This window comes from Streptomyces sp. CLCI03, from assembly GCF_053615355.1.
The window spans coordinates 8,326,529-8,349,351 of the sequence record NZ_CM132132.1; the positions used below are offsets into that span (position 1 = coordinate 8,326,529).

The 22,823-nt window shown below is 70.2% G+C and carries 20 protein-coding genes; 8 read left to right on the forward strand and 12 right to left on the reverse strand.

Annotation, left to right across the window (positions count from 1 at the left end; genetic code table 11):
* Positions 1 to 2: 2 nt before the first annotated feature.
* Together ACWG52_RS38475 and ACWG52_RS38480 are read left to right on the forward strand one after the other, a co-directional pair.
* Positions 3 to 800 (forward strand): ABC transporter permease, encoded by a 798-nt coding sequence (locus tag ACWG52_RS38475; RefSeq protein ID WP_389815889.1) that lies wholly within the window; start codon positions 3 to 5, stop codon positions 798 to 800.
* 81 nt (positions 801 to 881) lie between these two features.
* Positions 882 to 1,490 carry a DUF7691 family protein gene (locus tag ACWG52_RS38480; RefSeq protein ID WP_389815853.1) on the forward strand — a complete coding sequence of 203 codons (609 nt, stop codon included), beginning with the start codon at positions 882 to 884 and terminating at the stop codon, positions 1,488 to 1,490.
* Between the two features lie 206 nt (positions 1,491 to 1,696).
* On the opposite strand, the gene ACWG52_RS38485 is transcribed toward ACWG52_RS38480, so the two are convergent.
* From ACWG52_RS38485 to ACWG52_RS38505, 5 genes are all read right to left on the reverse strand, one after another.
* Entirely contained in the window at positions 1,697 to 2,146 is a 450-nt protein-coding gene (locus ACWG52_RS38485) for a spore-associated protein (protein ID WP_389815850.1), read from the reverse strand.
* A gap of 393 nt (positions 2,147 to 2,539) precedes the next feature.
* A complete protein-coding gene (locus ACWG52_RS38490) occupies positions 2,540 to 3,328 on the reverse strand; it encodes a hypothetical protein (RefSeq protein ID WP_453127354.1) in 789 nt (262 codons plus the stop codon).
* Between the two features lie 250 nt (positions 3,329 to 3,578).
* Positions 3,579 to 4,784, reverse strand: a complete 1,206-nt coding sequence (locus tag ACWG52_RS38495) for a vWA domain-containing protein (protein ID WP_390141680.1) — start codon at positions 4,782 to 4,784, stop codon at positions 3,579 to 3,581.
* A 122-nt stretch (positions 4,785 to 4,906) separates the two neighbouring features.
* Positions 4,907 to 6,187 (reverse strand): AAA family ATPase, encoded by a 1,281-nt coding sequence (locus ACWG52_RS38500; protein WP_389815844.1) that lies wholly within the window; start codon positions 6,185 to 6,187, stop codon positions 4,907 to 4,909.
* Positions 6,188 to 6,417: 230 nt separating this feature from the next.
* Entirely contained in the window at positions 6,418 to 7,860 is a 1,443-nt protein-coding gene (locus tag ACWG52_RS38505) for a hypothetical protein (RefSeq protein WP_390141655.1), read from the reverse strand.
* Between the two features lie 533 nt (positions 7,861 to 8,393).
* Here ACWG52_RS38505 and ACWG52_RS38510 point away from each other — a divergent pair.
* The gene (locus ACWG52_RS38510) at positions 8,394 to 9,722 is read left to right on the forward strand and encodes a hypothetical protein (protein ID WP_453127356.1); all 1,329 of its coding nucleotides are present in this window, start codon (positions 8,394 to 8,396) and stop codon (positions 9,720 to 9,722) included.
* A 534-nt stretch (positions 9,723 to 10,256) separates the two neighbouring features.
* Here ACWG52_RS38510 and ACWG52_RS38515 read toward each other — a convergent pair.
* Positions 10,257 to 11,621, reverse strand: coding sequence for an SMI1/KNR4 family protein (locus ACWG52_RS38515; protein ID WP_390141677.1), 1,365 nt, complete (start codon positions 11,619 to 11,621; stop codon positions 10,257 to 10,259).
* A 223-nt stretch (positions 11,622 to 11,844) separates the two neighbouring features.
* On the opposite strand from ACWG52_RS38515, the gene ACWG52_RS38520 reads away from it, so the two are divergent.
* Both ACWG52_RS38520 and ACWG52_RS38525 read left to right on the forward strand, forming a co-directional pair.
* Positions 11,845 to 13,131, forward strand: a complete 1,287-nt coding sequence (locus tag ACWG52_RS38520) for a DUF2716 domain-containing protein (protein WP_453127358.1) — start codon at positions 11,845 to 11,847, stop codon at positions 13,129 to 13,131.
* Between the two features lie 189 nt (positions 13,132 to 13,320).
* Entirely contained in the window at positions 13,321 to 14,277 is a 957-nt protein-coding gene (locus ACWG52_RS38525; protein WP_453129100.1) for a transposase, read from the forward strand.
* Positions 14,278 to 14,349: 72 nt separating this feature from the next.
* Here ACWG52_RS38525 and ACWG52_RS38530 read toward each other — a convergent pair whose 3' ends face one another.
* Together ACWG52_RS38530 and ACWG52_RS38535 are read right to left on the reverse strand one after the other, a co-directional pair.
* Entirely contained in the window at positions 14,350 to 14,490 is a 141-nt protein-coding gene (locus ACWG52_RS38530) for a hypothetical protein (RefSeq protein ID WP_389815824.1), read from the reverse strand.
* Positions 14,491 to 14,503: 13 nt separating this feature from the next.
* Positions 14,504 to 14,716, reverse strand: a complete 213-nt coding sequence (locus ACWG52_RS38535; protein WP_453127361.1) for a hypothetical protein — start codon at positions 14,714 to 14,716, stop codon at positions 14,504 to 14,506.
* Positions 14,717 to 14,775: 59 nt separating this feature from the next.
* Between ACWG52_RS38535 and ACWG52_RS38540 the strand changes: the two genes are divergently transcribed.
* Positions 14,776 to 14,988, forward strand: a complete 213-nt coding sequence (locus tag ACWG52_RS38540; RefSeq protein WP_389815819.1) for a hypothetical protein — start codon at positions 14,776 to 14,778, stop codon at positions 14,986 to 14,988.
* 295 nt (positions 14,989 to 15,283) lie between these two features.
* A complete protein-coding gene (locus ACWG52_RS38545; protein WP_390168693.1) occupies positions 15,284 to 15,418 on the forward strand; it encodes a hypothetical protein in 135 nt (44 codons plus the stop codon).
* A gap of 23 nt (positions 15,419 to 15,441) precedes the next feature.
* Here ACWG52_RS38545 and ACWG52_RS38550 read toward each other — a convergent pair whose 3' ends face one another.
* The 3 genes from ACWG52_RS38550 to ACWG52_RS38560 all read right to left on the reverse strand — a co-directional run bounded on the left by ACWG52_RS38550 (position 15,442) and on the right by ACWG52_RS38560 (position 20,238).
* The gene (locus ACWG52_RS38550; RefSeq protein ID WP_389815816.1) at positions 15,442 to 17,106 is read right to left on the reverse strand and encodes a glycoside hydrolase family 64 protein; all 1,665 of its coding nucleotides are present in this window, start codon (positions 17,104 to 17,106) and stop codon (positions 15,442 to 15,444) included.
* Between the two features lie 116 nt (positions 17,107 to 17,222).
* Positions 17,223 to 18,482: a family 16 glycosylhydrolase gene (locus tag ACWG52_RS38555; RefSeq protein WP_389815813.1), complete on the reverse strand. Its 1,260-nt coding sequence runs from the start codon at positions 18,480 to 18,482 to the stop codon at positions 17,223 to 17,225.
* Between the two features lie 583 nt (positions 18,483 to 19,065).
* Positions 19,066 to 20,238 (reverse strand): S1 family peptidase, encoded by a 1,173-nt coding sequence (locus ACWG52_RS38560; RefSeq protein ID WP_389815811.1) that lies wholly within the window; start codon positions 20,236 to 20,238, stop codon positions 19,066 to 19,068.
* Positions 20,239 to 20,431: 193 nt separating this feature from the next.
* On the opposite strand from ACWG52_RS38560, the gene ACWG52_RS38565 reads away from it, so the two are divergent.
* Positions 20,432 to 20,824: a hypothetical protein gene (locus tag ACWG52_RS38565; protein ID WP_453127362.1), complete on the forward strand. Its 393-nt coding sequence runs from the start codon at positions 20,432 to 20,434 to the stop codon at positions 20,822 to 20,824.
* A gap of 874 nt (positions 20,825 to 21,698) precedes the next feature.
* Here the strand turns inward: ACWG52_RS38565 and ACWG52_RS38570 are convergent.
* Complete coding sequence (locus ACWG52_RS38570; protein ID WP_390168697.1) at positions 21,699 to 22,817, reverse strand: fatty acid desaturase family protein; 1,119 nt, start codon at positions 22,815 to 22,817, stop codon at positions 21,699 to 21,701.
* Positions 22,818 to 22,823: the final 6 nt, after the last annotated feature.

Sequence of the window (22,823 nt, forward strand, 5' to 3'; positions counted from 1 at the left end):
GCCTGCGCCGCGAACTGCGCGCGATCCACGCCCTGGTCCACCGCGATCTGCTACGCCTGTCCGCGCAACGCACACACACCGCCCTGATGCTCATCCAACCGGTGCTCTACCTCTTCATCCTCGGCGGCGGCCTGGCCGCCCTGATCCCCAACTCCTCGCTCGGGGTCGGCTACCAGACCTACCTCTTCCCCGGCATGCTGATGATGACGGTCCAGGGCCCGGCCATCGTGGTCGGTGTCCGCCTGATCACCGACCGGCAGAGCGGCTACCTGCGCGAACTCCTGATGGCCCCCGTACGACGCTCCACCCTGCTCCTCGGCAGCTGCGCCGGCGGCACTGCGGTGGCCGCGACCCAGGGCGCCGTCCTGCTCGCTCTGGCCGGCGCCGTCGGCCTGCCCTACGATCCGCTCCTCCTGTCGCTGCTCCTCGCCGGCATGATCCTGGCCTCCTTCACCCTCACCGCCCTCTCCCTCGCCCTGGCCGTGACCCTCCAGCGGCCCGAGGTGTTCCACATGATGCTGGGCGTGGTGATGATGCCGCTGTTGTTCCTCTCGGGAGGCTTCTTCCCGCTCCAGAACCTCCCGGGCTGGGCCAACGCACTGGCCGCCGTCAACCCGCTCGCCTACGGAGTGGACCTGCTCCGCCGCACCATCGCGTTGCGGCTGCCCGAGGGAGCGGCGCCGACCGGCATCGAATGGTTCGGCTGGAGCCCCCCACTCCTCCTGGAAGCCGGCGTCCTCCTGGCAACCGGCACAGCAGCCCTCCTCTGGGCGGCCCACCGCTTCAGCCGCCCCGAATGACACCACGTACGGAGCTCCGGCAGCCGGTGCCCCTTCGGACTCGCGTCGGTCGCTGTCGGTGGCGGAGCCTAGGATCGGGCCATGAGCACCGCGTTGAGTCTGTATCTGCTGGAAACCGAGCGCACACGGGGGTGGGTCGCGTCGGGGGACAAGGGGTTCCTCAAGGCCGTGCGCTCCGAGTACGCCGCCGAACTGGTCGAGGACGACACCTGGTTCGGGGATCAGATAGCCGCCGGAGCCCCCACTGCCTCCGAGGCGCTGGAGGCAGTGGTGAACGGAGGGCCGTTCAGCGCGGAGGCGGGCCACGCCTTCCAGTACGGCTACGCGTACCGGCGGATCTGCGCGATGGGCGGACCCTTCCTCGACAACGACTGCTTCTCGCCCTACCGGGGCGACTGGCTGTCGACGGTGGACGAGGGGCTGCGTGCCGTGAACGTCACCGCCGTCTCCGTGGCGGACTTCCAGTACGGCGGCCTGCCCGCCGGCCTGCCGTACACGGACATCCCGGGTTGCGGTGAGTGGTCGCCCGAGGATTGCGAGCGGGCGCTGGACCAGTTCGAGGAGGGCGAACGCCTCGGGCTCGCCCCCGCCCCGGACCGGGAAGTGGCCGCGGCGGTCGCCCAGGTGATCGGCTGGCTGCGCCGGGTGCCGCGCGGGTCCGGGTACGGGATCATCGGGTTCCGTTCCTGAGGCCCGTACGGCACGATCCGAAGGACCTGTCGGAGTGCCTGTCCACGCAGTCGCGGGGTGCCCCGGTTGCGGCGGCGCGCCGACCGGACGGCCGCGCACCCGAAGGAGGTGGCCGGACGCGCCCTCGCCCCGGCAGAACTCGGCGAGTCTGCCGGGGCGAGCCGGACCACGACGGCACAGCACGTCGCGGTCAGGAGGCGATCGGGTCAGCGGACCTCGGTGACCCGGTGTTCCTTGAGCGCGCCACAGTTGGAGTTGTACACCTGCACGTGCACGTTGCTGATGCCCCCGCCCCAGTCGACGCAGTGGCCCTTGCCGTACACGTAGGCCGGGCCCGCGTACGACGTGTACCGGCCGTAGTCCTCGCCCCGCTCCCAGGTTTCGGGAACTTCGATCCAGAGCGCCATGTCCACGGCGGCACCCGGGTTGTTGCGGATGGTCGCGACGCAGTTCTTGCCGTTCGAGGCGTTGTACGTCAGGTAGACGGTGCCCAGCGAGCCGACGGGGGCCGAGTTCACGGTCTTGTAGGCGCTTCCGCAGACCTTCTGCGGGGTGGTGTTGGGTGCGGCGCTGGCGGGCGCCGCCAGCGCGGTCGTGGCCCCCAGAGCCAGGGCGGCGCATGCGGTGGTGGTAAGGACGGAACGGGTGAATTTCATATTTCCCCCTGGTCGTCATCGGAGTTGCTCGCTCCTGCATGGTGGGACGGGAAGGACGGCGGAACGGTTGCGCGTCGTCGGCAAAGGATGTGACCGCGCCGCCTTACGAGACCGACAAGCGCCTCGCACACACCCTGGCCAACATCCGTCCCAACCAGGCAGAACCCACCGCCCGGCGCGTAGCCGTCGCCGGCCCCGAGCGTTCGCCACAATGCCCAGCAAAGGCGCCGCCGCGCCGCCACCGACTGGACCGCCTACCTCGAAGCCCGTAGCACCAGCCGGGCACCGGGAGACGACACGACCGGGCCCTGATGGCCCGGCCGTTGCCCCACTGCGTTCCTTCTCCAGGCCAGGCGCTGTCTTCAAGGGGTCCGGGATTGTCCGTCGCCTCCCTCACCGGAGCACGACGGTGACGCCCTTCTCGCGCAAGAGGTTCGCGGTCACCTCGAAGTAGGACAGGCCACCGAGGTGGGCTCCGCCGAGGACGGACGGGCGTGCCTCGACGATGTCCAGGTCGAGGCGGTACCCGGTCATCGCCCGGCCGTGGCGATCGAGGCGCCAGAGCGTGATCGGGTCGCCCTTCTGCGGAAGGGGACGAGACAGCAGGGCCAGAAGCGGTGCGGCGGGTTCGCAGCCGATCAGGTGCACGGGCTCGGTGGGTCGCCGCGGGCGCGGGGTGAAAAGGCCGTCGATGGAACGGCAACTGCCCGCTGGGCTGTCCCCTCCGATCGAGGAGAACCACAGGTCGAACCGCGGACTCGAAGGCAGCCGCTTGCCGCCCCAACAGTCGTCCTCCCTGACGCCGGTGCCCACGACGATGTCCACGCGCCCGGGATCGCCAGGCGTGGGCCACTGGGCCAGGACCGCCGTGTCCTCCAGGTCCCAGAAGCGGGGCGGCCCGTCGTTCGAGGGATCCACAGGCTCGATCGAGAGCATTCCGTCCCCCAGCAGCCGCACCGGTTCGGCGCTGTCCGCCACGGCCTGGACCAGCAGACTCTCACGCGGACAGCCGCGCAGCGTCAGGACCTCTCGCGGCAACGGAGGCGCGTCCATGAACAGGCCCTCGACCTCCGCGCACCGCCCCCACAGCTCGCCCTCCTCCTCACCGTCGATGTCCTCCCGCACCAGGAGATACCGGACCGGGAAGTGCCGTTCCCACCCCACATGTTCCTCGTCCCGCACGCTTCTCCCTTGCTACCAGGCTGTCGTGGCGCGCCAACCCTACGGCTCGCCGATGCCGTAGCCCTCCGAATATCGCTTGCTCGGAATGACGCTCCCCGTCGCTAGGGGCCGGTTCACGGACCGTCCCGCCCACCCCTCGACGACGTCTTCGGCTCAGCCGCTGCCCGAGCTGCTGCAGCGGGCAGGACGGCTCCTGGAGCCAAGCCTGCTGCGACAGCTGTCGGGCAGACGGGCGTCCGCGTCGCCTCGCTCAGCCGATGGTGACGACGCGGGCCCACGTGGGCGGCACGTCAGGGACGTAGTCCGGATCGTCCTCGCTCACGGCGCGGCGACCACGAGGAAAGAGGCCGACGACCGTGCGGCAGGGCGGCTGCGCGGAGGGCCAAGGCGTCTGTCCGTCCGTCAGGGCGACGATCACGTCCGGGCGGGGACGGGAGCGGAGCGCACGGGCGAAGCCGGACCGCAGGTCCGTACCGCCGCCGCCGATCAGTTCGAGGTTCTCGGCCCGGCACAGCGGTACGGCGACACCCGCTGCCGCGTCGCAGGAGATCACCGAAACCAGGTCGCGTCGCCCGCCCACCGCCCGTGAGATCGCCGCCACCTCCAGCAGCGCTCCGCCCAGCTCGGCATCGCTCACGGATCCGGAGGTGTCGATCACGACGCAGACCCGGGGCGGCATCCGGCGCAGGCTCGGCAGGACGACGCCTGGGACGCCGGCAGAGCGGCGGGAGGGGCGCCGGTAGGTGTGGTCCTCGCCCGCCCCGGGGGCGCCCGCGGCCGCGCGGACCGCCGCGCCGAGCAACTGCCGCCATGGTTGCGGCGGGTGGAACGCCTCGTCCGCCCAACGCCGCCATCCCTCCGGAGCGTCCCCCGGCCGACCGGTGATCGCCTCAGCCACCCGGAACCGCACCGCGTCGCGTTGTTGCCGGCTCAGAGCGTGTGCTCCTTCGGGCCCCAGCTCCCAGGGCCGCGCGTGTCCGTCGGCGCCGCTGCCGCAGTCCAGCCAGGCCAGCCGAGGTGTGCGGCCCGCCATCGAGGACCGCCCCAGGTATTCCTCCATGAGCAGCCCGTCGGGCAGGCCCAGCATCTCCGGAACCACTGCCCCGGCCGGCCTCGTCAGGCCGTCGCCGTAGATGTCGTCGTTGATCTCGAAGTCGGCCGCGACGTTCTGCCGCAGCCGCTGCCCCGGCCCTTGTTCCCCCTGCTCCCGGGCGTACCGCGTGCTGCGTTCGTGATGGTCCCGCAGCAGGTGGGAGACCTCGTGCACCCAGACGCCCGCCAGCTCCTCCAGTGGCGTGCGCGACACGAAGGACGGGGAGACGTAGCAGCGCCAGTACGCGTCCACCGCCATGGTCGGCACCGACCGGTCCTCCACCACATGGAGGGCGAAGAGCGCGCCGGCGAGGTAGGGACGGACGGCGACCGCGTGCAGCCGGGCGGCCAGCAACTTGTCCATGTCCAGCGCGACCACGGGGCCGGGCGGTGGTCCGGGAACTGAGGGTTGCAGCGGCCGCGGCGGCGGGGGCGGGGCCATCGGGCGCGGCAGCGGGCGCGGCCGCGGCTGCTTCACGGCCCCGGTCATCGGCGCCCACCCGCTGCGCTCTTGGCGCCGGCGGCAGCCGCGGTACGGGCCACCGAGTTCTCCGCCCGCCGGGCGAGGCCGACCACCGCCGCGAGGCGCTCCACCGTCTCCGGGACCTCCCATCCGTCGCGCCGCAGCGCGGCCAGTGCCTTCGCCGGGGCGACCAGCAGATCCGGTGCGCCGGTCTCCAGTGCCCGAACCAGCACTGCCCAGCCTGCCTCCCAGCGCTCCCGCTCCGGGCGCGCCCCGACGGCGGCGACCACCGCTTCCAGCGTGGCCTGGCGCAGGTCACCGCGCTCGGGCAGGTCGGCGGAGGCCGGGTCGGCGAGGAGCAGGTCCGGGTCGGGCAGCTCCATACGGTCGATGTGGGCGAGCAGTTCGAGGCCGGGCCCATCCCCGACCGCACCTCGGACCAGCAGTGCCAGCACGTCCCGGGAGACGGAAGCCGCCGTGCCGAAGGCGAGCAACGTCATCGCGGCCTCCCAGCTGCGAGGCGAGGGCCAGGCACCACCGCGCCGGGTCTCGGTGGTCGGGAGCCGGTGGATCAGCGTCGGCCGGGCGTTCAGGAAGCCGCACACCGCGCGGCGGGCGAACGCCACCGCCTCCGGCAGTCCCGCCGGGTCGAGCCGGGGCAGTTCGGCGCGCGGCCAGACCCCGCCGAGACCGCGCACCACCACGTCGCGGTCGTGCACCCAGTACAGGTGCACGAACCGGTTCGCCAGCGGCGGGCTCAGCTCCCAGCCGTCCGCGGCCGACGCACGCGGGTTGGCGGCAGCCACGATCCGTACGCCGGCGGGTAGTTGCAGCGCGCCGACCTTCCGCTCCAGGACGACCCGTAGCAGTGCGGCCTGGACGGCAGGCGTGGCGGTCGACAGCTCGTCGAGAAAGAGCAGCCCCCGCCCGGCGCGCACCAGCTCCACGGCCCACTGCGGAGGTGCCATGGGCACGCCGTTCGCTGCCGGGTCATCGCCCACGATGGGCAGTCCGGAGAAGTCGGTCGGCTCGTGGACGCTGGCGATCACGGTCGTCAGCGGCAGATCGAGGGAGGCCGCGAGTTGGGTCAGTGCGGCCGTCTTGCCGATGCCGGGCTCGCCCCAGAGCAGTACGGGCAGGTCTGCCGCGACGGCCAGGGCGAGCGCCTCCAACTGTTCGTCGGGGCGCGACTCGGTCGTGGTCGTCCGCAGGAGGGTCAGGAGGTCTTCGGCGAGGGAGAACTGTGTGCGGCCTGCCGGGAGCGGCATGGGCACGGGCACGGAGAGGATGGTGCTGGAGGTCATGGGCATCACCTGGGTGTCTTCGGGGACGGCGGGCCGTCCTGGATGTCGTGGTTCAGCGGCGTACAGCGCCGTACGGCAGCGTGGGCGTCGTACGGGCGGTACGGGCGGTACGCGCAGTACGTGCGGGGGTCGCGTGCGGTGGCCGGCGTCGGGCCCGGTCCGGTCGGTTGCCGGTGTGAGTCAGGTACGGGGAGCTTCGGACGAGGCCGTGGAGCCGACGGGGGCGCGGTTCAGCGCTGCAGGCCGTTCCGGGGCCGGGCACGGCTGCCCAGCTTGCGACGCAACTCCCGCGGCAGACGGCGGTCGAGACGTGGCCGGTAGCCCGTGCCCCTGGTCGCAGCCGCGGCGGGGTGTACCGGTACCAGCCCCGAGCGGAAGAGCCCGTGGACGAGGCGGCCGGCCACCGCCGCTTCCAGGGCTTCCCGCAGGGGTCCTTCGCGCAGGACGGCGCCGGGGCCGAGGAGCCCTTCGACCACGGCCAGCGCCCCGGTCACGTCGCCGTGGCCGAGCCGCTCACGGACGGCGGGCAGCGCCTCAGGGCTGCGGTGCACCGTGTCGATCGCTCTCAGACAGGGGAGTCCGGGCCCTCCGAGCGCCATGAGGAGTTCCTCACGAGCCAGTTGGGCCGGATCGTGGTCGACCGCCGTCAGCGTCCCGTTCCGCAACGCGATCCGGTGGATCATCCCCATGCACTCGACCCGATGATGATCCGCGGGCCCGGGCGCCGAGTCGTCCGCCGGCTTTCCGGGGCCCGGCAGCGCCACCGGACCGGAGGCGGGACCCGCGAATCCTGGGGCGGACAGCGCTGCCGCGACCAGCGGGTGCAGCCGTTCGGCACGGACCAGGCCGGCCCGCAGCAACTCCACGTCCGGAGCCATCCGAACAGCGGCCTCCGGAAGCACCGGGAGCGCCGCGATCTGCTGCGGCGACAGAAACTCCCGTACCGGCCGGAGTACCGGGGCATGGCTGTCGTCGGGGGCGACGAGTTCGAGCACGAAGTGGCTGCGCGTACCGAGCCGCACGGTGAGGGCCCCGCGAGGACGGCCATCGGCCTGCAGGAGCAGTTCTGCCTCGTCGGCCCAGTGGTCCGGTGGCCACGAGGGATCGTCGTCGGCGGGCCGGTACGGTGCGTCCGCGCCGCACCTGTGTGCCAGTTCGGCGCTGCGCGTGGCGTCCCAGAGGTGGCGGTGCAGGTCGAGACGGAAACGCCGGTCGGGGTGGGGGTGTGGATGGTGCGCGGGTGCGCCGTCCCGAGATTCCTCCCAGAGCGCCAGGGACATCCGCTGGCCCGCGTCCGCCCAGGCGGGCGGTGTCCGTACGACGAGCTGTGGTGCCGCAGTGCCGGGGGCGCCGTAGCGGGCAAGCGAAAGGGTGAGGCCGGGCCGGAGCCGCCCGTCGGGGGCGATTCGGGGCATGTTCCAGCGCAGCAGATCCGGCGCCAGTCGACGCAGATCGGCCCGGAGGTGGGTGGTGAGGTCAGTGCCGTGGCGATCGCGCACGGCGCGCAGATCGAGATCGACGTCGATCCGGGCGGCGGCGCAGGCCCCCGCCCAGTCACCAGCCGCACGGCGCGTGGCCGCGTTCTCAATCATGGACGGTGGCACGGCGTAGTCGCGTACGCGCTGCCACATCAGAAGGCGGGCGGGAATCGGTTCCGCGAAGTGAGTTGCCATCAGCACTCACCTTGCGCGGACGATTCCCCCAATCCGAAGGAGGGGAAGTTGTTCATCACCGGCATCATAAGCACGTCCCGGATGATCTGTCAGCCACAAACCTTGAGGTCCCGCGCCCATGGCGCCTGCTCTTCTCACGGCGGCGCTCCCACCGAGGTCCCGCACCGCCTTACCTGTCCACCCCGCCACCGTCAGGTCGAGGCGCGCCGCCCACTACGTCTCTCAGGCTCGGGCCGCAAGACAGGTTCAGCGACGAGCCTTACCTGAACAAGGCACCCCGCCTGCCGATCCGGTTCGCCGCGTCCGGCTCTTCGGTGTTCCTGCCCGACGACGACGTCACCACCACGCGCCGCATCGACAGGACCCGAACAGCTCACCGACAGCCCGCTGACACGCTGCCGTCGTCCCTGCCGCGATCACTGTGTCCTTTGACAGGCGATCTTGATCGATTGACAGGTGAGTTTGACCGCTGGGCTCAAGGAGACAGCTTGCCTGCGGGATCGGTGTCAGCGGTCCCTGCGAGCATATGGATCATGAAGCGATCCGACGATCTACTGGCAGGGCTCGACGACATTGACTGGGCAGCACTGGGGCACGCCTACGGCAGCGCCGAGGACGTGCCCGGCCAGCTCCGGACGGTGTGCGGGCTGGACGAGGAGGCCCGGGAGAGCGCCTTCCGCAGCCTGTTCGGCAACATCTTCCACCAGGGCACCCGGTACTCGGCCTCTCCGTACGCCGTGCCGTTCCTCACCCGAATCGCTGTCGCGGGACCGGTCGGCGCCCGCGCCGGCGCGCTGCTGCTGCTGACCCGTCTGGCCATTGATTGGCACGACGAGTACGACCTCCCGCTCGGGATTGATACCGCCGCGTGGCGCGCCGCAGCCATCAGCCCCGAAGAGAATCTGCGCTGGTACGACGAGAAGATCGCCGCCGAGACCGACGAGGAGCGGCTGAAAAACCTGTGTGAGGGACGGGCGTACTGTGCGGCGGGGCACCCCGTCGACGCCCGCGAAGGCGCACTGCGCTCCTATGACGCGGTCCGTGCCCAGCTTCCTGTCCTGCTCGAAACCCTCGACGACCAGGACCTGGAGATCCGTACCAAGACCGCGTACCTCCTCGGCTGGTTCCCTGAGGAGGCCGACGCCACCCTGCTCCCATTGCTGGCCTGCCTCGACGGCGAGCGGGACCCAGTCTGCGTCGCCACGGTCCTCGTCTCGGTCGGACTGATCGCCGACCACGACCCGGACGGCCAGCTCCGGCACTACCTCGACGACGAGCACCCCTTGCCGCGCTGGGCCGCCGCCACGGCCCTGACCCGCTTGCTGGTCGCACACCCGGCCACCGCGCCCGGCCTACCGCCGGCGCAGCGCATCGCCACCGAGTTGGCGGCCTTCGGCGCCGGACCGGCCCTCGAGACCGCCACCGCCCACCACGGGGGCGACCTGCACAGCTACACCGTCCGCAGCCTGCTGCACCTGATGGGCGCCGCCGAGGACCCGGACGGCGTCCTTCTGGAGATCGTCCGGGTCCTGCCTCGTATCGAGGAGACCGGAGTCGTGCCCCGCCCGCTGGCGGTCAGCGCCGGGAACCTGCTGGAAGCCCTGTTCGACCCCGCGGACACCGTACCGGTGTTCGCCGAGCTCTCCCCTGGGCGCCGGGAGTTGCTGAGGGTCTTGGCCGAGCTGCTGACCGCCGCGGACTTCCAGCCCGTGCCGTTCGGCTCCGACCTCCACGAGCCATTCACTCAGTACGGCCTCCCCGGTACCCGCCCTGCCCTACGCGCCTACGTCGGACTGTCCACCGAGGGTGATGACCCGAGCGTTCCCCTCCCTGACCCCTGGGCACCGCTCCGCAACCACTGATCCCACCGCAACTCACCGAGCGCCGGCCGCTGGCCGGGACGGGGGAACAGGAACGCAGCAGCGGTCAAACATCACCTGTCAGAGGACAGTTGACCTCAACAAACGATCCAGACGGGGCGCGTCGAGGGCCCGCCGAATGGTGCGAAGGGAGACGCCGTGGCGTTCGGCAAGGATGCGGACGCTGAGCCCCCTCTCGGCATCTTGCTGAACGCGGAAGAACAGTTCCGACCGGATGGCATCGCCGTCTTGCTCCTTCCCCGACTGCGGGCGGCGGAGGAGGAGGCTTGGATCGGTGAAACAACGTTGGAGGTCGTCTCGGGTGCGTCCGGCGAGAACAGCAGGCGGCCCAGGCGAGGTTTCCCGAACCACAGCCTGGGACCGGCGATGAAGCAGTGGAGGTGGCTGCGCTTGAGGTGGTTCGCGCCGGCCAGGCGGCAGATGTAGGTGTCGGCGGTCTCGCCGAGTAGGGGCCGGATGCGGACAGGCAGCGGCCGTAGGACCTCGAAGGGATCACTCACTGGGTGCCCGTGGGAGTTAGGCCGGAGGGCCGAGGTCTCCCGCGAGGAGCGTTTGTACGATCTTGGGCCGGTCCCAGAGGGCCAGGATCTCGTTCGCGAGGCCGACGACGGGCAGGTGATCCTGATTCCGCACCTGGATGGCTGCCGCCTTCAGGGTGCGCGGTACGGCTCCGGCGTCCAGGAGGACGCGCCATTCCTGCGCGCCGATTTCCAGGAACTCCAGTGCGGTGAGTTCAGCGATCTCCAGGGGGTCGGCCAGTGTGCCGGGCATGGCGGTCAGTGTGCGCAGGCGGGGTAGTCCGGCGACGGGCGCGAGGCTGAAGGGTGTGCCGTCCCAGGCGCCGATGGACAGGACCTCCAGGGCGGGATGGGCGGCGGCCTGGATGGTCCCAAGGCATCCGGTGCCGACCTTGGCCGCGGCGGAAGGCTCGTCTGCGCGGCGGTCACGGGGTTCTTCCCGCATCCGGCCCAGGACGAAATCGGTGAGGGAATCGGCCACGAGGTCGGCACCGAGGCTCTGCTCGTGGCTGACCAGGATGATCTGCCCGAAGTAGCCGGCGGGGCCAGGGGTCAGGTCGACGGCGAATTCGTCGCCGCCGTTGCTCCCGAAGCCGATCCAGCCAGGAGAGCCGGCCAGACCCTGCACCGCGACGTCGGGCGCCCTGCTGACCGCACGCGTCGCGCCGTAACCCCAGCCGGGGTTGCGCACTGCCGCGTCGACGCTGTTCAGGTGCTCCAGGCTGGAGAGCTCGCAGCCGACCGCATCCCCGGCCCGGTCCGCCTCCTCGAGATCGAACTCGTCGGCGCTGCCGTACACCCGTGTCACCCGGTACAGCACCTTGAGCTCATCGGACAGCGTGACGCCAAGGCGCGCTTCGGCGGCGGCGATCTCGTCCTCCGTCGCTCCGACGGCGCCGGGCAGAAGATCGCGCAGCGTCCGCTCCAGCAATTCCGGATCCGCCGATGGCGCCGTCACCGCTCCAGGCACCGGATCGGGACGGCGGAGCCAGGGCTCGGCGGGGGAGCCCTCGACCAGAACGAGCACTCCCAGATCCGGGTAGCCGAGAGCCGGTTCCACGACCGGGCTCGGCCAGACCAGGCCGAGCGTGGTCCGACCGTCCGGCTGGGCCTCCGCCCTGAACGCGATCTCCTGGACTCCGCCGCGCGCGAGCGCCCGCTGAATGTCCTCCACCGCGGCGGCCGCTGTCGATGACATGGATCCCCGGTACGCAAGGCTCATGCCGTACTGGCTGATGCGCCCTGCGACACGCGCCGGCCGGGCGGCACGCCGATCTGTGTCGCCGGCCAGCATGAGCCGCAGAACGGGCTCCCAGGTCGTGAATTCGGATACCGATGACAAAGGGGGTCTGTGATCAAGCATGCGCAGACCGTACGTGGAGCCTATGACAATGGGGGCGCCGGGGCGGCTGCTTGTCGACAGGCCTTCCAAGACGCGAACACCGGCCAACTGGAAGGTTCTGAACACCCATCCGTGATGACCACGCCAGAGGGACGGCCCTCGTCCAGCCCGGCAGCCCGCGCCCCGATACGGCCGTCCAGAGCCCGGTCGCTGGAGTATCTTTCGGCCCCTTTAGGCTCCGATCATGGAATTGTGCGAGCGGTGGGCGGAGTGGAACAGGCAGCGGGGCCGGGTGCCCGCGTGGCATCCGGTCGGGGTGGTGATCGACGCTCAGGGTTCGGTCGTGCGCCGGCACTACGGGACGCACGGCACCGTCGAGCACTCCCCCCTCGTACCCGGGACGGACATCGCCGGGCTGGTGCGCGTCCAGCAGGGGGCGTTCGCGGAACGCGGTGAGCCGGTGGAGTGGAAGGTCTACGGGCACGACTCGCCGGGCCTGGATCGGGCACTGACGGCAGCGGGATTCACCGCGGGCTGGGAGCGTTCCGTGCTGATCGTCGGCCCCCTGCCCGACGAGGAGCGCGACACCCCGCCCGCAGAGGCGGCGGAGCGTCCGGCGGAGCCGCCCCGGCAGGGGGTGCACAACCTGTACGGCGTGCGGGATCAGGCCGGGCGGGCGTGGAAGGTCGCCGTCGGGTCCCCGGGACCCCACGCGGTGCCCTACGCGGAGATGATCGCGGACGGCGCTTCGGAAGACGGTGACGTGCGCATCGAGGTCCTGCTGGAGGACGGCCTCGTCGTCGCCGTCGGCTGGGTGCACCCCGAAGAAAGGGGCACCTTCGCCGTCGTGGGAGGTCTGACCCGCGACGACGCGGATTTCATCAAGGCCTGCACCGACAGATGGCGCGGGCTCTGGTCGGGCAGGGCCCTCCTCGCGGAGGCCGACGGACCCCTGCGCGCGCGGCTCCTGGAGGCAGGGTTCAGCGAAGCCACCACCGTCCGCTCCTACCATTGGAGCCCGCCGGGCGCCCCCGAAACGACGCGCCCCGCACAATTCCTCGACTGGCTCCACGACGACGGCCCGCTGTGGGACCGCTTCTACGCGGACTTCGACTTCAAGCCGAGCATGACGTACCGGCCCACGATCACGGACCCCTCACCTTCAGCCGTGTGGAACCTGCACTCCCACCACAGCCTCGTCCCGAACCTGCCGGCGGAGCTGGACGCGATCGTCAGCCGCGGACTGCTCGCCGCCACCGAGCCGGGGGAGTTCGTGTACTGGCTGGACTGGCAGCACGACGGCTACCGCTACGACCCCCGCCGCACCGACCTCCCGGGACGCCCGCCCCGGCCCGGCGAGGGCACGTACCCCAACGGCGACTACTACCTCAACGTTACGCACGACCTGCGCCTGGGCACGTTCGGACACCCGTGGGAACAGACACTGACCGTCTGGGGACCGACACTGCTCGCCGCCGTCGAGGCCGAGCTGACCGACCTGCTCGGAGAACCGGTCAGGCACCGCCAGTGAGCGTGACCCAGATCCGCAGTCAGCCACGATCATCCGCAGCAGACGGAACTGCCTCGCAGCCCAGGTGCCGCACGCATGGGGCAGAGGCATAGCGATGACCTCGCCATGGGGATGGAAACGCTTGAAGACGTACTCTTCCCGGGCCTGAACATCGTAGTGAGCCAAGCCACGGTCGTGGATGACAGCATCATGGTCGACGCGGCGTGCTGCGGACCGCCAGGGTCTTGTCCCCTGTGTCAGCATCCCGCGGCACGCGTTCACAGCCGGTACGGGCGTTACGTTGCCGGACTGCCCGCCGGGGGCCGTCAAGTGATGGTCCGTCTCCGCGTGCGTCGGTCTTTCTGTGATCAGAGCCAGTGCCGGCGCCGGACATACGTGGAACAGGTGGCCGGCCTGACCGAGCCGACCCATGCCCCGCGGGTACTTGGAATCGACGAGTTCGCGTTCCGCAAAGGCCGGACCTACGGCACCGTGCTCGTCGACGTCGAGTCCTCCAGGCCGGTGGACGTGTTGCCCGATCGTGAGACTGGCACGGTCGCCGCATGGCTCCGGGAGCATCCCGGCGCCGAGATCATCTGCGGGGACCGCTTGATGGCATTCACCAGGGCCATCAGGCAGGCCGCCCCCGACGCGCTGGAGGTGGCAGATCGCCGGCACCTGCTCCAGAACCTCTCGACGGCGGTGGAGAAGACCTGCCGCCGGCACCGTGACTGCCTCCGACGGCCAGCCGGACCAGAGGTGAGCCCGCCGTTGGCCACACCAAACACTCCGCTCCTGGACCGGATCCGGCGACGCCACGCTGAGGTCAACGAGCATGCCGCCACCGGCATGTCGCTGAACGCCATCGGCCGCCGACTACATCTGGACCGCAAGAAGGCCCGGCGCTACCGGAACAAGGACCATCCGACAGGACCTCCACGCCGTTACCGCCGGCCTCACCCTGCCCTGCAGCTCCGGCCTCGTCGAAGGTCACGTCAACAGGATCGAAACGATCAAGCGCCAGATATACGGCAGAGCCTCATTCGCCCTGCTCGGAGCCCGCATCCTCCGGCAGGCGTAGCCATCACGGAAGAGCGGTCAGAACCAACTGGAACGCTCAGGGGCCATGTGCAGCACCCAGTCACAACAATGCGACTGAGCGCCTAAATGGGCGAGTTGAGCGTCCATGGGACAGTTCGCTCGGGTGGATGCCGCAGCCCGCTCGCCGCGCTCTGCACCTCAGAGCATCCGCTCGGCCCTCGCAGCCCGAGCTCGCAGCGCATCGGCTTCCTCGTGCCGGCCCCGGACATGCAGGATCTGCGCCCGGTATTCCATCGCGTACCCGTCACCCAGCTCCTCGGCGCGCAGGAGCACCTGCATGGCGCGCTCCAGGTCACCACAGTCCCAGAAGGCCAGGCCCAGCGCCGTGATCGGGAAAGGTCTCGTCCTGTGCAACGATCACCGGCGCCCAGCGTTCGACACCAGACGCATCACCACGCTCAAGTGCCTGCTTGACGAGGCCCAGCATGGCGTCTGGATCGCCGAGCGCGGCGGTCTCGGGGAAATAGTTGACCGCGATCGAATATTGTCCCGGATGCCCGGCCACCCTGCCCGAACGACAATGGGATTGGAAAGAAGCACCCTCTTGTCAAGGGAGGCTGGACAGTGGGTGTCAACACCGACCTGACCGAAGATCAGAAGCGAGCACTCAAGGAGAACGCGGACGACCTGGAGCAGTTTCAGAGCCATTTGGATGAGGTGCATGAAAGGGCCCGGTCCCGCCTGGAGCGCGCTGGGCTGGTGACCGGCCTGGACAACATCAACTGCCTGATCTGCGTCGCATGCGAGGGGTGGAAGCCCGGCGATGACGGCAAATGAGCCAACTGCCCCCACCCGTTCTTCTTGCACAACATCATCTAGGGCCTGAGGCGAATCAGTGGGCCCGGCTTGAGCCGTTGCTGCCGCAGGTAATCAAGTCGGACCGGCCGCAGGTGCCGACGCGCAGCCGAGGCGGATGCCAAGGGCTTGATCACCTGGGAGGTCAATGTTGGCTCCACCGTCCGCTGGGCCCACCCGCCAGCACGCCGCGGTGCTGTGAATAGGGGTACCTCCAAAAGAAGCCGCATGCGTCGATCCATGCGACGACGCGGTGTTCAATCGGTCGCAGCTCAGAGTGCTCATCCCCGAACTGCGGGCCTTGGTGGACGGCTCAGCCGCCGAAGAAGCCGAGGCGGTGCACAAGATCCTTGCTCTGACTGTTCAAGTCGAGCGCAAGGCTCACCGGTATCTCGACTTCAACGGCGACTGACGACGCCACCTTCACAACAGGCCTTAGGCGAAGGAGAACCAGTTGACGTTGACGAAGTCGGAGGACTGGCCGCTGTCGAAGGTCAGATAGACGTCGTGGGTTCCTGTGGTGCGGCGGATGTCGGCGGGGACGGTACGCCAGGCCTGCCAGCCGCCGGTGTTGGCGACGGCGAAGCCGCCGACCGGGGTGGCTGTGGGGCTGCCGAGGCGGACCTGGACCAGGCCGCTGACTCCACCGGCGGCCCCTGAAGCGACGCGGGCGTCGAAGCGGGTGGCGCCGGTGGAGCCGAAGGCGACGGCCGAGAACTTGAGCCAGTCGCCGTTGGACAGATGGCCGACGGCGGATCCGCCCCCGCCGTCGGAGCAGGCCTCGACCTGTGCTCCGGACTGGGCGTTGAACGCCTCGGCCTGGATGGTGGTGAAGGCGCTGACCCCGCCGCCCGTGGCGGTGGCGGTCGGCGTGGGGTCTGGTGTGCCGCCCCCGGCCACACCGCCGACCGTGATGGTCCAGCGGCCGGGGGTGCCGGACTGCACCTTGCCCTCGAAGTCGACTCCGGCCGGGTGCACGTCGTCGTACGGGAAGGCGTACCCGAGATGGTCGGGGGTGGTGTCGTGCAGGATGCGGGAGTAGTGGTTGGTGCGCGGCCGGGTGTAGAAGGCGGCGGGCTTCTCGGCGGTCGGCTGGTGGGGGTTGTCCAGCAGGGTGGTGCGGTTGAAGGCGGCGGCGAGCCGTGCGCTGATATTGCCCATCAGGTCGTTGCCCGTGGTGAAGGGCGCGTCGCTGCAGGAGAAGATCGAAAGGGTGGACGGCTTGGCGAAGCTGCCGACTCCGGGGAAGGCGAGGACGTCGCCGTTCACCCGGCCGGTGACGGTTCCCCAGGTGAACTGGGTGTCGATGCGCAGGTCGGTGGAGCGGTACTTGTTCCACACCTCGTCCACGTAGCCGTCGAAGTAGCCGCGGAACAAGGCGTTGTTGCCGCGGATCGCCAGGTTGGGGCTGAGTACGCGCACGTCGCGGCCGCCCGCGGTGACGATCAGCCGGCTCCAGTCGCTGCCGTCCGCGGCGGACTGGGCCCGCAGCGCGGCGGCGACCCGGGACAGTCCGTCGGCGGGCAGCCCGCGCACCGTCTGGGTGCCTTGCCCGGTCTCCAGTTGGAAGGCGATCGGCAGCGAGACCATGTCGACGAACGTGATGTTGGCGTACAACTGGTCGCTGTTGAAGGTGAATTCGCAGAAGTCATGAGCGACGTTCGCGTTGGGGTCGGTGGGGTTGCTCACCGATGGCAGGGCCAGACCGCCGCCGCGGTTCACCAGGAAGGTGAGCTTCGCGCCGACGGAGAAGTAGATACGGCCGCTGTCCAGGCGCGGCAGCGTCACCCTCCGGGCTCCGGCGCCGGACGCGTTGAGCGGGATGGCACAGTCCACCCCGAGCGGGGTCTGATCGTTGGCCGGAGCCGGAGGGTGGTACAGGCTGGAGCCGTTGGCCTGGACGAAGGCCCAGGTGCCGCCGGCCGCGGGGTCACGACCGAGCACGTAGGCGTACACCGTGTCGTTGCCGGTGGTGTTCACCAGGTCCAGGGGGAGCGTGGCGGTGGTGGTCGCGTTGGCGCTCATCTCGAGCCAGGCTGCCGCGGCGGGCACGCCCAGGGCCAGGCCCGCCGTCACGGCGAGGAGTTTTCTGCGGGGCATGGTTCGTTGGTGGCGAGCCGGCACGGTGGGGGTCCGTTCTTCGGTGGGTCGGGCGGGGGAGCGGAGCGGTGGGACGCAGGAACGGGGAAAGGAGGGAGGGCGGTGGGGCTGGTGGGTCAGCCGACCGTCCACTTCTGGTTGGCGGCGCCGGTGCAGGTCCAGGTCTGCAACCGGGTCCCGTCGGCGGAGGAGTTGCCCTTGGCATCCAGGCACTTGCCCGCACCTGTGTTGGTGAGGTCACGAGCGGCGGTGTACGTCCACTTCTGGGCGTTGGTGCCGTTGCAGGTGTAGAGCTGGACGACGGCGCCGTCGGTGGTGGAGCCGCCCGCGACATCCAGGCATTTGCCGAGGGCGCGGACGGTGCCGTCTGCCCCGATGGTCCACTGCTGGGCCGCGCTGCCGGTGCAGTCGTGCAACTGGATGGGGGTGCGGTCGGCGTCGGAGCCACCGGCGACGTCGACGCACATGCCGCCGATGCCACGGATCTGGCGTGCGGCGGGTGCGCCGGCGGAGGAGGCGCGGACATAGTCGACGGTCATCGTCTGCGGGAAGGACGTGGAGGCGTCCGGGCTGCCGGGCCAGTCCCCACCGACCGCCAGGTTGAGGATGATGAAGAACGGGTGGTCGAAGACCCACTTGTTGCCGCCGGTGTCGGCCGGCGTGAGGGTCTTGTACGTCGTGCCGTCCACCGACCAGACGAGGGAGTTCGGGCTCCAGTCGACGGCGAACACGTGGAAGTCGTCGGCGAAGGCGCGGCCGCCGGGCAGGCTGTACGCGGCGCCGAGGCCACCCGCTCCGGAGTAGCCGGGGCCGTGCACCGTACCGTGCACGGTGTTGGGTTCGCGGCCGATGTTCTCCATGATGTCGATCTCGCCGCTGCTGGGCCAGCCCACGCTGCCGAGGTCGTTGCCGAGCATCCAGAAGGCGGGCCAGATGCCTTGGCCGCGGGGGATTTTGATGCGGGCCTCGAAGCGGCCGTACGCCTGGGTGAAGGTCTTGGCGGTGTTCAGCCGGGCCGAGGTGTATTGGCACTGCCCGTACCAGCAGCCGAGGCCGGCGTCGGTGTTCTTCCGCGCGGTGATGACGAGGTTGCCCTGGCCGTCGAGCGCGGCGTTCGAGGTGCTGTTGGTGTAGTACTGCAGCTCGTGGTTGCCGAATCCCGAACCGCCTGTCTCAAGCGTCCACTTGGCGGCGTCAGGAGCGCGGCCGGCCGCACCGTCGAACTCGTCGGACCAGGCCTGTGCGACCACTGCGGCACCGGCGTTCGGGGCGACAGAACGGGTGAAGGACATGAGCACCGCCGCGACCAGGGCGGTGGTCACGAGGAGCACCACTCCGCCGAGTGAGCGGCGACGTGCGCGATGAGCAGCAGCCATGGGCATGGTTCCTTGTCTGGGTGGGGGAGGGGAAAGGGATGGGAAAGGGGGGCAGGTCGGGCGCGTCGTGAAGGGTGACAGAGGGGTATGAGAGCGCTCCCACGCGTGACGCAATGTCACCTGAGATGGCGAGTATTACGGAGGGGTAACCATCATGGCAACGTCAGACGTCCCTCTTCGTACCCCTCTGACCTGCGGTTTTCTCTGGTGGACTTCGGCTTAACGATCTCTTAAGGCTGCCTTGATGCAGAGAGGTGTGAATCGGAGCCTCACGTGATCGTCGGCCGGACGGCCGCCGGGGGTACTCCGCGCGGCATCCGGACCGCGTGCTCCCGGCCGCGAACCCGGCCCCGACCGACGGTTCCTCGTTCATGTGCCGGTGTCCGGCGCCGAGCCCCCCCGTCGATCGGTGCACCGGCGTTGGTCCGCGACACCACGGACACGTAGACGAGCAGCGCCGTCGGCCCCGTACGGGAGGCCGGGCGACAGTCCTTCCGGGTGCCCGCACCCGGAAGGACCCGTGGCCGTGAGATGGACCTGCCGCGGCGGCCGGTCGCCGCGCCGACTTCGAGCGAGTGCAGGATCAGGCGGTGTGCAGCGTCAGACCGTAGCGGCCGAGGATTTCGTTGATCGGCTGGAACCACGTCTGGCCGCCGGACGAGCAGTTGCCCCAGCCGCCGGAGGTGACGCCCTGGGCCTGGTCCCCGCTGAGGAACGAGCCGCCGGAGTCGCCCCCCTCGGCGCAGACGCTGGTCTTCGTCATCTGATGGACGGCGCCCTGGCTGTAGTTGACGGTCTCGTTCTTGGCGAGGACGGTGCCGCAGTGCCAGTGCGTCGTGGACCCCGACCGGCAGATCGAGGCGCCCACGGGTGCCTCGGCGGAGCCGCGTACCAGCTGGTCCGGGATGGTGCCCCAGCCGAGCACCACCGGTACGGTCCACCAGCCGCTGTGGATGCCGACGTAGGCGTAGTCGTTGCCGGGGAACGAGGATCCCTGGAAGGTGCCCATCGCGGACCCGTCCCAGCCGCGTACGGCGGCCCCCGCCTGCCCGCAGTGCCCAGCCGTCACGAAGCCGCCGTACACGGAGAAGCCGATCGAACAGCGGACGTTGCCGGTGTAGTACGGGTCGCCGCCGACGGTGCCCGCGGCGTACGTACGTGGCGCCTGCGCCGTCTCGGTGACGGTGACGGTGGCGGGGGCGTCGGCCCTGGCCCGGTCGACGAACGCCCGTACGGCGGGGGCTTCCCGCTCGGTACGTACGACCGTGACGACGACGCTGTTGGTCCGCGGGTCGACGTGCCAGCCGGCCACCCCGGTGGGGGCGGGCAGCGTGTCCAGGCGCGCTTTGGCGCGGTCCAGCGCGGCTGCGCTGTGCCGGACGAGGCGGGTGTCGGCGCCCAGTGCCCGCACCTCGGACTCCTCCGCGCGGTCGGTCACCGCGACGACGAGCCGGCCGGTGGAAGGCTCGTACCACGAGCCGCCGTACGCACCACCCGCGGCGTGCCGTGCGGCCTTCTCCACGGCCGCGGCGGCCTTTTCCGCGCTCAGCCGTTCCTCGGCCTGGGAAGCGGTGAGCCCGAGGTCCTGGCGCATCGCGTCGAGCAGCCCGGCCGAGGCGGACGGCGCTGCGGCGGACGACGCCGCGGCGGGCTCCGGAAGCGGGACGGCGCTCGCCACGCCGGTGTGGGCGGCGCCCAGGCCGACGGTCAGGAGCAGGGCGGCGATGGCGGCGCGTAAGGGGGTGGTGTGTTTCACGAGACCTCCTGGGGTGGGGGGTTGAACGCTTGAGAGCGCTCTCACAGAGTGTCGAGCGCTACGCTAGCCGACCCTATTTGTCAGGTCCATACCAAGTTCCGGTTCCGTTGCGGCGGGGCCCCGCGCGACCACTCGGTCGGAGGACCGTCCCCGGCGTAGAGGGTCGACTTCATCACCGGCCTGACCGGCGTCGATGTCGCGGTCGCGGTTGGGGTCCGGGGTCGAGATCGCCCTAGGCTGCGAAGGTGCCGCCGCGCCGATCGGCGACGTCTTCGCCGACGGGGCCATCGCCCTCATCGGCAAGGCCCGCACGGCAGCCCTGTGCGGCGACCACCTCACCATCCGCCGGTACCTCGCCGAAGGTCGGCGCATCTTCGACCGGGTCGGTTGGCGCGATCAGACCTCCGACTGTGCGGTCCCCTTCTGGCGTGCCAACGTGTTCACGTCCGCGCTCGTCGCCCGCCTCGGGGGCGAGATCGCGGCCGTCGTCGCGGCCGGGACGCCGCCGCGGCAGAGCCCTTGGAGTCCTGCCGCGGTTTGCGGCGCGTCTGGAGATGCGCCGGGGCCACCCTGCTGGGAGCAGTAGGTGACAGCACACGCCGAGCGGGGCGAGGACGCCGCGAGCTCGGCGTTGGCCGCCGCACGGCGTTACAACGCGGCTGCGGCGCCCAGGATGTTCAGCGCGACCCAGCTCCCCACAACGAAGAGCGAGTCGGCACGGCCACATCCCCGGTGACGGACTCGTAGACGATCTCAACCGGCTCATCCCAGTCACCGGCCTCGGTATCGGGGCGGCTGTCCCAGACCCTGACCGTGACGGCAGCGGTATGGGTGTGGCCGGCGCCGAACAGATCGAACCGGAGTACGTGTGCCTGCAGAACACGCCCCACTCAAAGCCGCCCGGGAACGGTCGCCACGCTGTCGTCAGACTCCTGAAACGGAAAGCCCCGAAACTCGACCCGCGAGTCGAACTCCTGCCGCCCCAACAGCGTGGCCACGACGACCACTCCGCCCTTCATCGCGACAACGCGGAGTCCCGCGGTAGGACCGTAGTGCCCGCCTTGGCGCCACCTGCGGGAAAGGGTCGGTCACGAGCGAGCCCGACCGACCTTGAGCTGCGCCCCGACGACCCTCCCGCTGTCACTCGTCGACGTACGCGGTGCCGTCCCTGAAGACCTGCCCAACACACACCGCGTGCCGCTCGTCCCCGGAGCCCGGCCCCGAACCGCCAGCCCAAGGCAGGCGGGTATACCCGTCACCCCCTGTGACTCTCCCGGTGGTGGTCGGGTGTCGGATTCCCGATCTACGACGCCGGCGAGCGGCAGTGGAGCCAAGAAGGCCGGGAGGTTCCCGGCGGCGACGGAACCGCGCCGAAAGAAGGCACCGGGCGGCAGGCGCAGACCTGTTCCCATGCGGCTGGCCGTACCGGCGGCACCGCCGGTACGGCCGAAAGATCCGACTCAGGCCGCGACGAGCTCCTGCTCGCGGACCGGCGTTTCGACCTTGGGCTTCTTGTTCGGCAGCGAGAGGCGGAAGACCTTGTGCCACGCGGAGAACACCTGCTTGGGGAGAGGCCCGGTGACGTACTCCAGCTCGTACTTCTCGAACAGCGCACGCACCTTCACCGCGACTTCGGCGTACCGGCTGCTCGGCAGGTCCGGGAACAGGTGGTGCTCGATCTGGTGCGACAGGTTGCCGGTCATGAAGTGCATGGCCTTGCTGCCGCTGATGTTCGCCGAGCCCATCATCTGGCGCAGGTACCACTGGCCGCGCGTCTCGCCGTTGATCGACCGGCGTTCGAAGACCTGCACGCCCTCGGGGAAGTGCCCGCACATGATCACCGAGTGGGTCCAGATGTTGCGGACCAGGTTCGCGGTGAACGTGGCGGCGAGCGTCGGGAGGAACGACGGACCCGACAGCAGAGGGTGGATCACGTAGTCCTTGAGCACCTGCTTACGGATCTTGCGGCCCACGGCCTTGGCCCGCGCGCGGAACTCCGGGTTCTTCCGGCGGCGCTTGTGGAGGTTCTTGCCGAGCTCCAGGTCGTACGCCGCGATGCCGTACTCGAAGAAGCAGGCGTTGATGAAGTTCCACAGCGGCTGGCCGAGGTGGAACGGGTGCCACCTCTGGTCCTCGTCGACGCGCATGATGCCGTAGCCGAGGTCGTTGTCCTTGCCGATCACGTTGGTGTACGTGTGGTGCAGCTCGTTGTGCGAGTGCTTCCACTGGTCGGACGGCGAGACGTGGTCCCACTCCCAGGTGGTGGAGTGGATCTTCGGGTCCCGCATCCAGTCCCACTGGCCGTGCAGGATGTTGTGGCCGATCTCCATGTTGTCCATGATCTTCGCGACGGACAGTCCGGCGGTGCCGATCAGCCACGCGGGCGGGAAGATCGAGAACAGCAGTACGCCCCTGCTGACCAGCTCGAGCCTGCGCTGCGCCGAGATGACCTTGCGGATGTAGGCGGCGTCCTTCTCACCGCGGTCGGCGATCACCTCGTCGCGGATCGCGTCCAGCTCCCGGCCGAGCTCTTCGATCTGCTCCGCGGTCAGGTGGGCGGTGGGGTCGATGGCGGTCAAGGTGCT

Coding starts and splice junctions, on each gene's coding strand:
- ACWG52_RS38480 (WP_389815853.1), top strand. CDS start 882: ATGAGCACCGCGTTGAGTCTGTATCTGCTGGAAACCGAGCGCACACGG.
- ACWG52_RS38485 (WP_389815850.1), bottom strand. CDS start 2,146: ATGAAATTCACCCGTTCCGTCCTTACCACCACCGCATGCGCCGCCCTG.
- ACWG52_RS38495 (WP_390141680.1), bottom strand. CDS start 4,784: ATGGACAAGTTGCTGGCCGCCCGGCTGCACGCGGTCGCCGTCCGTCCC.
- ACWG52_RS38500 (WP_389815844.1), bottom strand. CDS start 6,187: ATGACCTCCAGCACCATCCTCTCCGTGCCCGTGCCCATGCCGCTCCCG.
- ACWG52_RS38505 (WP_390141655.1), bottom strand. CDS start 7,860: ATGGCAACTCACTTCGCGGAACCGATTCCCGCCCGCCTTCTGATGTGG.
- ACWG52_RS38510 (WP_453127356.1), top strand. CDS start 8,394: ATGAAGCGATCCGACGATCTACTGGCAGGGCTCGACGACATTGACTGG.
- ACWG52_RS38515 (WP_390141677.1), bottom strand. CDS start 11,621: ATGCTTGATCACAGACCCCCTTTGTCATCGGTATCCGAATTCACGACC.
- ACWG52_RS38520 (WP_453127358.1), top strand. CDS start 11,845: ATGGAATTGTGCGAGCGGTGGGCGGAGTGGAACAGGCAGCGGGGCCGG.
- ACWG52_RS38525 (WP_453129100.1), top strand. CDS start 13,321: ATGGTCGACGCGGCGTGCTGCGGACCGCCAGGGTCTTGTCCCCTGTGT.
- ACWG52_RS38530 (WP_389815824.1), bottom strand. CDS start 14,490: ATGCAGGTGCTCCTGCGCGCCGAGGAGCTGGGTGACGGGTACGCGATG.
- ACWG52_RS38550 (WP_389815816.1), bottom strand. CDS start 17,106: ATGCCCCGCAGAAAACTCCTCGCCGTGACGGCGGGCCTGGCCCTGGGC.
- ACWG52_RS38555 (WP_389815813.1), bottom strand. CDS start 18,482: ATGGCTGCTGCTCATCGCGCACGTCGCCGCTCACTCGGCGGAGTGGTG.
- ACWG52_RS38565 (WP_453127362.1), top strand. CDS start 20,432: ATGTCGCGGTCGCGGTTGGGGTCCGGGGTCGAGATCGCCCTAGGCTGC.